Source organism: Aeromonas sp. R1-2 (assembly GCF_040908505.1).
Taxonomy (GTDB): domain Bacteria; phylum Pseudomonadota; class Gammaproteobacteria; order Enterobacterales; family Aeromonadaceae; genus Aeromonas; species Aeromonas veronii.
Genome location: NZ_JBFODU010000049.1, coordinates 24,905 through 34,843, shown reverse-complemented (window position 1 = coordinate 34,843; position 9,939 = coordinate 24,905). Strand labels below are relative to the sequence as shown.

8 protein-coding genes are annotated in these 9,939 nt (G+C 59.1%); 1 reads left to right on the top strand and 7 read right to left on the bottom strand.

Features of this window, described 5'->3' with window-relative positions:
- Window positions 1-196 precede the first annotated feature (196 nt).
- Window positions 197-787, top strand: a complete 591-nt coding sequence (locus tag AB5Y76_RS16950; protein ID WP_263717771.1) for an MBL fold metallo-hydrolase — start codon at window positions 197-199, stop codon at window positions 785-787.
- Window positions 788-1,060: 273 nt separating this feature from the next.
- On the opposite strand, the gene AB5Y76_RS16945 is transcribed toward AB5Y76_RS16950, so the two are convergent.
- From AB5Y76_RS16945 to AB5Y76_RS16915, 7 genes are all read right to left on the bottom strand, one after another.
- Window positions 1,061-1,657, bottom strand: coding sequence for a GPR1/FUN34/YaaH family transporter (locus AB5Y76_RS16945; RefSeq protein ID WP_021230311.1), 597 nt, complete (start codon window positions 1,655-1,657; stop codon window positions 1,061-1,063).
- A gap of 225 nt (window positions 1,658-1,882) precedes the next feature.
- Window positions 1,883-4,885, bottom strand: coding sequence for a DUF748 domain-containing protein (locus tag AB5Y76_RS16940; protein ID WP_263717770.1), 3,003 nt, complete (start codon window positions 4,883-4,885; stop codon window positions 1,883-1,885).
- 52 nt (window positions 4,886-4,937) lie between these two features.
- Entirely contained in the window at window positions 4,938-5,699 is a 762-nt protein-coding gene (locus AB5Y76_RS16935) for an ABC transporter substrate-binding protein (RefSeq protein ID WP_115521917.1), read from the bottom strand.
- A 36-nt stretch (window positions 5,700-5,735) separates the two neighbouring features.
- Window positions 5,736-6,146 (bottom strand): MerR family DNA-binding transcriptional regulator, encoded by a 411-nt coding sequence (locus tag AB5Y76_RS16930; protein WP_047436889.1) that lies wholly within the window; start codon window positions 6,144-6,146, stop codon window positions 5,736-5,738.
- 2 nt (window positions 6,147-6,148) lie between these two features.
- Window positions 6,149-7,117 (bottom strand): hydroxymethylglutaryl-CoA lyase, encoded by a 969-nt coding sequence (locus tag AB5Y76_RS16925; RefSeq protein ID WP_069527392.1) that lies wholly within the window; start codon window positions 7,115-7,117, stop codon window positions 6,149-6,151.
- Entirely contained in the window at window positions 7,114-9,084 is a 1,971-nt protein-coding gene (locus tag AB5Y76_RS16920) for a biotin carboxylase N-terminal domain-containing protein (RefSeq protein WP_263717769.1), read from the bottom strand. Before AB5Y76_RS16920 ends, AB5Y76_RS16925 begins: the two co-directional genes overlap by 4 nt.
- Window positions 9,081-9,935, bottom strand: a complete 855-nt coding sequence (locus AB5Y76_RS16915) for an enoyl-CoA hydratase-related protein (protein WP_128835562.1) — start codon at window positions 9,933-9,935, stop codon at window positions 9,081-9,083. The genes AB5Y76_RS16920 and AB5Y76_RS16915 overlap by 4 nt, the downstream gene beginning before the upstream one ends.
- Between the last annotated feature and the right edge of the window lie 4 nt (window positions 9,936-9,939).

Sequence of the window (9,939 nt, the reverse complement as noted above, 5' to 3'; positions counted from 1 at the left end):
GGTGTGGCTTGTTTTGTTTGGCGACTAATCAGATCGCACAAACTGGACTGAGTTCCCTTCCTCCAGTGATCTACTATTCGGAACAGTTATTTAGACTATGAGGTAGCGAACTACTTTAGAAGTAAAAAAACAAAATGGGTTGTTCCATTAGGAATCAAGAGCATTCTCATGAAATGGGTGGGGGCCAGAAGCTCAAGTGATTGAATTTGATTGGTGGGAAGAAAAAGTCATTGATGGGGTGTTTATTGCTTCAACACCGGCACGCCATTACTCTGGCCGTTTATCAAGATCTAATCACACCTTGTGGTCGAGTTGGGTCATAAAGGATAGTAATAATTCAATCTTTTATAGTGGTGACACGGGGATGCATCGGGAGTTTAACACTATTGGTGAAAAGTATGGCCCATTTGATCTAACATTAATGGAGGCTGGCTCATATAGTGCCATGTGGCATGATACACACCTAGGACCAGAGCAAGCCGTTATAGCTCATAAAATATTGCGAGGGAAATATTTATTACCTGTTCATTGGGCTGCTTACAATATGGCTCCACATGGGTGGTCAGAACCCATAGAGCGAGTGATAAATGCTGCTAATAAATTGAATGTGAAGATTTTAACTCCACAACCGGGGACAACAATCGACAAGGCAGATTTTGATAAACATGGCTTTGTATGGCCTATCAAAAAAAATGAAAATAAAGAATATGAACCTGTTTGGTCGAGCAAGGTGAATGACCTTTTGATGGCAGATAAAAAAGTATTGAACCGGGATGCTTTAAAATAACCTGATAGTATTAGGTGGATTATTTCCTAAAAAAGGCAGTGGCTATACGCCCTCATACTAAAAAACAAACTGCATCCCTTGTGGTGGCCCGAGAGAGCCTTATTTAGTTGATGGATATATCCACAAATGGGTGTGTCAGGAGTGCCGAATAGCTAGAGACGGATATCCGGATGTAGGGCTGAAAAGGGAGATGTGTGTGCAGGAGCGTCAGCTTTGCGAAATAGCAAAAAGGCACCCGAGGGTGCCTTTTTCACAATCTGAGTGGCTTGCCTATCAGGCAGCGGCTTTCAGCTGTACTGCGGCGGCTTTCTTGTGATCGCCGATTGGCATCACGGTGCGGCCGAACTGCTCGTTAATAACGGTGGCCATGGCCAGGTAGATGGCGCTGGCGCCACAGATGATGCCTTCGAAACCGGCGATGGTGCCGATCAGGGTGCTGCCGGTGAAGTCACGGGCGGCCAGCAGGAAGAACAGCACGGTCAGGGAGGCGAACACGAACTGCTTGGCGCGTGGGTAGTTGATGGTGCCAACCAGCATGAACAGGGTGAACATGCCCCACATCAGCAGATACCAACCCATATAGGCGTGCGGAGTGGCTTCGGCCAGACCCATGGTCGGCATGACGAGCAGGACAACCAAGCTCAGCCAGAACAGGCCGTAGGAGGTGAACGCGGTCACACCGAAGGTGTTGCCACGCTTGTATTCCATGATGCCAGCAATGATCTGGGCGATGCCGCCGTAGCACAGGCCCATGGCCAGGATCATGGCGCTGATGGGGAAGAAACCTGCGTTATGGATGTTCAGCAGGATGGTGGTCATACCGAAACCCATCAGACCCAGAGGGGCAGGGTTGGCCAATTTTTCGCTCACGTGGCGTTCTCCAAAAATAGAGGTGGGGGTTAACAAAAGACGCGCGATTTTAGGCAGGCTGTGGCGCGCCCGCAAGGGGGCAAGGGGGATAAATCGTAAAAAAACTACGTGATTATTTGCATCAGAGGCCAAATGCTCACCAAGGCAGGCTGTTTGGTGAGCAAAAGGTGTCAAAATAGTTGAGGGGTTGTATTTTTATTACGCTTTTTACGAAGTGCGGCGGCGTCACTGATCCAGTGTCAGGATCACTTTGGCTTCCTTGTCCTCTTCCTTGACCTGGCTGTCGAGCACGAACAGCCGCTCCGGGGCGATCCCCTGGCTGTCGACCAGAAACTCCTTGGTATTTTGCGCCCGGCGCATGGCGAGATTGCGCAGGGATTTGGCGGTGATGAGCTGCTGATCCCGCAGCAGGATCACCGCCTGGGCCCGCAGTGCCGCGCTCTCTTCATCCAGATGGAGGCGATCGGCCAGATCTTCCAGATCTTCGCCAAAGCGCTCTTCATAGGCCTGGGCCAGCGCCTCTTGCAGGGCGGGGTCCTGTTCCAGCAGGTCGAGATCCGCCTGATTGCCGGTGAGCTTGGCCAGTACCCGTTCCAGCTTTTGCCGTTGCAGGATGGGGCGCTCCTCGTTGAAGTTGACCTTGCCGCGAATGTTCATGCTGAGCTTGGGTCTATCCTTGAGGGCCTGCGCCAGCTTGACCAGTTTCTCCTGCTGGGTGGGGGTGAGATCGGGATCCCCCGGCAGGAAGGGAAGTTCGTCGAGATCTTCGGTGCCATCGGCCAGCGAGGCGAGCAGGGAGAAGGGGGAGGTGATCGCCTTGCTCAGTGTGTTGCCCAGCACATCCCAGAAGATATTGCCGATGCTGAAGTCCGGTTGATCGAGATCGCCCTTCACCTTGAGGTTCATCTGTATCACCCCGTTGGCATCGCTTAGCAGGGCGATGGCTAGCCCCAGCGGCAGATCCTTGGCCTGATCGCTCTTGATCTTCTCGCCCAGTTGCAGCTTCTTGATGGTGATGTCGTTATCCCCCTCCAGCCGATTGCCCTCCAGCTTGTAGTGCAGCTTCATGGAGAGCTGCCCCTTGTCGATGGCATAACCGGCATAGGTGCCCGAATAGGGGGTGAAGGTGGTGAGCTCCAGATTGTGGAAAGCGACCGCGATGTCGAGGATCGGGTTGGCCACCAGCAGGTTGGTACCGCCGCGAATGGTCACCGGCGCATAGCGATCCACCTTGCCGTTGAAGGCGAGATCGGAGCGTTGCCCCGGAATATTGCTGATATGGCGACTTTGGCCGCCCAGCGAGGCGATATCGGCCACAAAATCTTGGCTCAGGCTGCGATCGGCAAAGCGCAGGTTGCCCTGCTCGGTGCGCAGCTGGTCGATGGTGAAACGAAAGTCGGGAGCCTTGCTGCCAGCCGTCGCGTGAGTGCTGTTGGCTGCCGCCGGTTGCGGCAACAGCAGCTGTTGCAGGTTGGTGGTGCCATCTTCGTTGATCTCGATGCGGGCGAAGGGCTTGTTCAGAGCAATGTCCTTGATCCGCATCTGCTGGCTGATGCCGTCGTACGTCAGACCGGTGAGAGCCAGGGTGTTGAACTCCAGCAGCCGCTGATTGTCTGCCCGATCGACTACTTTGAGCCCGTTGATATCGAGCCCCCCTTGCAGGGTCAGCTTGCTCAGATCTCCCTGGGCGGTGGTGGCGAGATCAAGGCGGGTCTTGCTGCTCAGCAGCCCGTTTTGCACCTTAATGCGTACCAGATCGGCTAGATAGGGCTGTGCCAGCGTCAGGGGCAGCCCCTGCTGGTTGATGTCGCCACTTAAGGTGAAAGGAGTCAGGGTCAGTTGGCCATCAAAGGCGAGGGGGCTGCTCTGGTTGAACTGGGTGGCCAGAGTCAGTTTGCTCGGTTGCTCCCCCTTGCTGCCCAGTGGCCCCAACGCCAGCTTGAGGCCGGAGAGCTGGCGTGCCTGCGGTTTGCCGCTGCTCGATTCGGTGAGGGTGAGATCGCCCTTGACGATGGCGATCTGCTTGATCTGCCACTGCCAGGGTTTGTCTGGCATATGTTTCTTGCCGTTACCGGCTGTCTTTGCTTGTTGTGCCGACTTGGGCGCCGCATTGTTGGCCACCTCGTTTGCGGTGTCGGCTCCTTTGACGGGCTTGGCGGGAGCTTGTTCAATCAGCAAGTCAGCCAGATCAAGCTCCTGCTGTGGGTTGAGGGTGGCCTTGAGCAGGGGCTGTTGCAGGGTTACCTTGCCGATCTGGAGCGACTGTTTCTGGCCATCGACAGCCAGATCGCTAAGCGCCAGCTGGCCGAAGCGGGCAAATTCGTCGCCCTTGTGTTTTTTAAGCTGCCAGTTGTCCAGCGTCAGCTTGCCTTTGGACAATTGCCACAGTACCCCTTGCTTGCCCTCTTTAAGCTGGTACTCCACCTCTGCATTGGCGTGGCCCTTGGCCAGATCCAGCTTGAGATAGGGTGTCCAGAGCGGGGCGAAGGGTTTCAGGTCGACCTGTTTGAGGCTCACCTTACCCTGACCCATGCCGCTCATCACATCGAGTTTGCCGTGGGCAGCGAGGCTGCTTTTGCCGTTGATGGCGGCGCTCAGCTGATAGGCGGTCGGATGGTTTGCCTCGGTGCGTAGGTTATCGAGCTTGAAGGTCACTTTCTCCAGATTGAGAGGCGGCAACCAGCCGGGTTCGCTCTCCTTGCGTTGATCCTGATAGCGCACATGGCCGTCAGTGACTGCGATGCTGGCAATATCGACCAATAGCGGGGCGCTGGCTGTTTCGGGCTCGGGGGAGGGCGCAGGGGCGAGCAGGGTGGCAAGCGCATCGGTCAGGTTGAGTCGAACATCTCCTTTTTTATCTGTCAGCCGTTGCAGCAGCACCACGGGTTTGGTCAGGGTGACGGTGGAAAGCACGACCCCTCTCTGCTGCCAGCTGGCTTGCAGGTTTGGGGTGATAAAGAGCTGCTCAAAACCGATGATAGGCTGCTGTTTGGCATCGAGCAGGGCAGTCGCGCCGAGGGTGAGAGAAGGGTTGCGCAGCCCTACGTCAATCTCCCCCAGCGTCAGTTGCAGGCCATAGTGCTCGGCCAGCCAGCCGGGCAGATAGCGCTGGACTAGACGGGGGGTTTGCCACAGCAGCAGAGTGATCAGGATAAGAAACAGCAGGAAAGCGTAGGCAAGGTAGCGCAGCAAGCGGAGCTTGGGGGACGCGGGCTCGGTGGTGTTCATTTGGTGCACTCCCATTTGGTTCCCGCCATGGTACAGAAAAGCTGGATAGTAATCATGGGGTTGCGTGCTGTTGTACGCCGTACTTTGTCCAAAGGCGATCCAGTTCACCCTTTTGTTGCAGCGCTGCCAGCCACTGTTCCAGCTGGGCAGGGGTAATGGGGGCCTCAGGGTGAAGGATGGCGCGGTGTTGATACTGTTGATCCCATTTTTGCGAGATCAGCAACTGGTCGGCTGTGTCGGGATTGGCCTGCAGATACTGGTTAAGGTAGGAAACGTTGAGAATGGCTACCTCGCCGCGCCCTTTGAGTAGCGCTTGCAGGGCGCTGACGTTGTCCTTGACCAGGGTGATATTGAGCTTGCGCTGCAGGTAGAGAGGATCGGCATTGAACTGGCCGACGCCGTAGTGATAGCCGGTCACCCCGATGAGGTGATGGCTGGCAGGATCGTCAAAAAAGCGCTGATCCCGGCCCGCTTTGTTCAGGGCCACATAGACCTCGCCACCACCGAGGAAGGGGGTTGTCATCTTGAATTTATCGGTGTCCCAGCCCCACTTGGTGTCTTCAAACAGCATCAGCGAGAAACGGCCCAGATCGAGCGCCTTGTAACGGTTGGCGGCCGAGGTGGGAACAAAGACGAAGGTCACCTCTTTCTGTACGGCATTGAGCTGGTCGATAAGCTCCAGAGTCAACCCTTCATAGCGGGAATCGGGGAGTTTGATCACAAAGGGGGCATAGGGGTATCCACCAACCTTGATGAGGGGATGGCTCCAGCCAGAGAGGCTGAACAAGAGCAAAAACCAGCACCAATATCTCATGGGAACCCCAGGGCAATAGCTTGCTCCCAGATTCGGTTAATCTGCGCCAGTTTTCAAGCTGTTAAGGGAATTAACACAGCGCTGTTCGGCGGCTTCCAGCTCGGCCATCACCATCTGGATATCCTCCAGTTGTTGGCGCAGTGCGTCGCGCTTTTCATCGATCAGCTGGATCATGGAGTGGAGCTGGGTTTTGCTCGATTTGTCGGTGTCGTACATATCGAACAGCTCGCGGATCTCGGCCAGGCTAAACCCCAGCCGTTTGCCGCGCAGGGTCAATTTGAGCCGGATCTTGTCCCGGTGGCTGTAGATGCGGGTTTGCCCCTCCCGCAGCGGGGTGAGCAGCCCCTCATCCTCGTAGTAGCGGATGGTGCGCGGCGTGACATCGAATTCGTGGGCCAGCTCCGAAATGCTGTAGGTGATCTCCTTGCCGGGCAGAGAACGGGACATGGTCATGACTCCTGTTGCTGGGCGTGTGGCTGGCAGAGGCGGGCACGCAGCCGCTCGGCATTGGCGTGCAGGGCCTGACCGACCCGCGAGCCGTTGGGGCGAGCGAGCTGCTCGCTCACCCACTGGCCGGTGGCCGCCAGTTTGTCGAGATCCACCCCGGTCGTCATGCCAAGGCCGTGTAGCAGGTAGACCACCTCTTCTGACGCCACATTGCCGGAGGCGCCCGGCGCATAGGGGCAGCCGCCAAGGCCAGCTACCGAGCAATCGATGGTGCGAATACCGCGCTCCAGCGCGGGCAGCAGGTTGGCCAACCCCTGGCCGTAGGTGTCGTGAAAATGGATCGCGAGTCGCCCCGCCGGGATCTCGTGCAGCACAGCATCCAGCATGGGCGCCACCGTGCCGGGGGTGCCAACGCCTATGGTGTCCCCCAGCGAAATTTCGTGGCAGCCGAGATCCAGCAACTGTTCGGCCATGGCGGCGACCCGTTTCGGGCGGGTCGGGCCATCGAACGGGCAGGCGATGACGGTGGAGAGGTAGCCGCGCACCTTGATGCCGAGTCGGCGCGCCTCCTGTACCAAGGGGGCGAAGCGCACCAGCGACTCCTCCACGCTGATGCCGATATTGGCGCGGGTAAAACCGTCGGAGCAGGCGGTGAAGAGGCCAATCTCATCGGCGCGGGCGGCAATGGCTGCCTGCAAGCCTTGCAGATTGGGCACCAGAGCGCCGTAACGGGTTGAACCCTTGCGCGGCAGTGCCTCGAACAGCGCTGCGGAGTCCGCCATCTGCGGCACTTTTTTGGCAGAGACAAAGGCACCCACCTCGATGCGTTGCAGGCCGCTGTCGGTAAGGCGCTGGATCAGCTCCAGCCGCTGTACCAGGGAGAGGGGCGCAGCTTCATTTTGCAGGCCATCTCGCGGCCCCATCTCCACCAGACTGACCCTGTCGTCACGGACGTCCTGTGATCGGTTCATGGGTGATCCTCCTGTGTGGCAATCTCTTCGACAAAGCGCACCAGCACGGCCCCCTGGCTTACCTGCTCGCCCTGTTTGCACTGCAGGGCTTCAATTACCCCATCCCGCTCTGCACGCAACTGGTGCTCCATCTTCATCGCCTCCAGCACCAGCAGGGGTTGCCCCTTGCTGACTGTTTGCCCTTGCTCGACCAGTACGGCCACCACGATGCCGTGCATGGGCGCGATGGCGCCCTGCACCTTCTCGTTTGCCTGCTCATAGTGGTGGCTGTGCTGCCGATCATCTGCCGCGAAGCGGATGCGCTGGCCCCCCAGGGTCATGATGAAGGCTGCCTCCGAGCCTGCGACCGTCTGAATAGGGATCTGTTGCCAGCAGCCACCCTGCTGCAGCCGGATATTATTGTCACCTCTTTGGTAGCAATGAGTCTCCCCTTGCCACTCAAACTGGCCGCCATGATCGTTAAGGGTCAATACCCGGCGCTCATCACCAATGCGTACCGCCGCTGTCCAGCAGCGAGCCGGCCCCAGCCGAAATCCGCAGGCTTGCTGCCAGGGGGAGGTGCCCGCAGGGCGGCTCGCCAGCCAGAGGGTGGCCAGCGGCCAGGCGAGCTCAGGAATGGGCCGTGTTGTGGTGGGTATGGGCCATTGGGTATGGTGGCCCATGGCCAGGACGTCGGGCTCTTCACACAGGCGCAGCAGCAGCGGGCCGTTGTGCACCAGCGGCCCGAGATCCAGTGCCGCCAGCGCATCGGCCAGTTTGGCGAACGCCTCGGTGCGGCTCTGGCCGTGGGCGATCAGCTTGGCGATCATGGGATCGTAATAGGGGCTCACCTCATCGCCAGCGGTGATGCCGGTGTCGATGCGCACGCCAACGGGCCAGTGGAGCCAGTGGATAGGCCCGCTGGCAGGCAGAAAACCGGCCGCCACATCCTCGGCGTAGAGGCGCGCCTCCACCGCATGGCCGCGCAGCACCACTTCCTCTTGGGTGAGTGGCAGCGGCTTGCCTTCGGCCACGGCCAGCTGCCAGGCCACCAGATCCTGCCCGGTCACCGCTTCGGTGACCGGATGCTCTACCTGCAGCCGGGTGTTCATCTCCATAAAGAAGAACTCATCCTTGCAGAGCAGGAACTCGATGGTGCCAGCCCCCTGATAATGGATGGCCTTGGCTGCGGCCACGGCTGCCTCCCCCATGGCGCGGCGCAGAGCCGGAGGGATGTCGGGGGCGGGCGCCTCTTCGATCACCTTCTGATGGCGCCGCTGCAAGGAGCAGTCCCTGTCCCCCAGATAGATGGCATTGCCGAGGCTATCGGCAAAGACCTGCACCTCAACATGGCGAGCTTGGGGCAGATAGCGCTCCAGCAGCACCAGATCGTCACCAAAGGCAGCCTTGGCTTCCCGTTTGACTGCCGCCAGCGACTCGTGAAAGTCGGCCAGCTGATCGACCCGGCGCATCCCCTTGCCACCGCCGCCACTGGCCGCCTTGATAAGTAGCGGGAAGCCAATCAGGCTCGCCTGATCGTGCAAGAAGTCCGGCCGTTGATCCGTGCCGTGATAGCCGGGCAGCACCGGCACACCGGCCGCCTGCATCAGCGCCTTGGCGCCCGATTTGTCGCCCATGGCGAGAATGGCGGCGCCGCTTGGGCCGACAAAGCGCAGGCCGCGCTGTTCGCAGGCGGTGGCAAAATCGCTGTTTTCCGACAGAAAACCGTAACCGGGATGGATGGCATCGGCGCACGCCTCTTTGGCAATCTTCAGCACCTTGCCGGTGTCGAGATAGCTCTCTCTGGCCGGTGCGGGCCCCAGATGCCAGGCCTCATCGGCCAGACGGGTGTGCATGGCATGGGCGTCGGCATCGGAGTAGAGGGCGATGGTGTGGATGCCGAGGCGTTTCGCCGTCTTGATGATGCGCACGGCGATTTCGCCACGATTGGCAATCAGCAGGCGCTTAATTTGAGTGTGATGGGTCATGTCTCATCCTTGAAACGGGGGCGCCAGGCGGGAGGACGTTTGTCGAAGAAGGCCTGCATCCCCTCCTGGGCTTCGAGTCCCACCCGAACCCGGGCAATGGTCTCGACAGTTTTCTCTTCGTGCAGGCGGGAAGGATGGGCCTCTATGGCCGCCAGCAGTCGTTTGGTCTCTTTCATCGCTTCCGGCCCGTTGCGGCACAGACGAAGGGCTTGTGCCCGTCCCTCCGCCAGCAGTTGATCCGGCTTGCAGAGTTGATGTGCCACATTGAGCCGACAGGCGGTGATGGCATCGAACGGCTCGGCACTGAGCATGTAGCGGCGCGCCTGACGCATCCCCATAGTGCGCACCACGTAGGGGCTGATCACCGCAGGCACTAGCCCGAGGCTTACCTCTGAGAGGCAAAAGCGGGCATCGTCGCTGGCCAGCACCAGATCGCAGGCGCAGATCAGCCCCAGCGCCCCGCCATAGGCGGCCCCTTGTACCAGTGCCACCGTGGGGAAGGGGAGCTCATCGAGGGTCTGCATCAGCCGCGCCAGTACCCGGGCGTCTTCGCGATTGTGCTCGAAATCGGCGTGGGCCAGATTACGCATCCAGTTGAGGTCGGCGCCCGCGCAAAAGTGTTTGCCTTCGGCACGCAGCAGCAGGGCGTGGGGACGTTCGGCGAGATCATGACCATGGAGATGGGCCAGATCATCGAGACAGTCGAGCAGCCCCAGCATCAGGTCGGCATCAAAGGCGTTGTGGCGGGCCGGGCGCGACAGCACCAGCTCGGCCAGCGGGCCGTGCCGCTCCAGCCGAAATGGGCCCTGTGTTGAAGAGCCAAGTGCTGAGGAAGTAAGTGGATCTGACATCGTT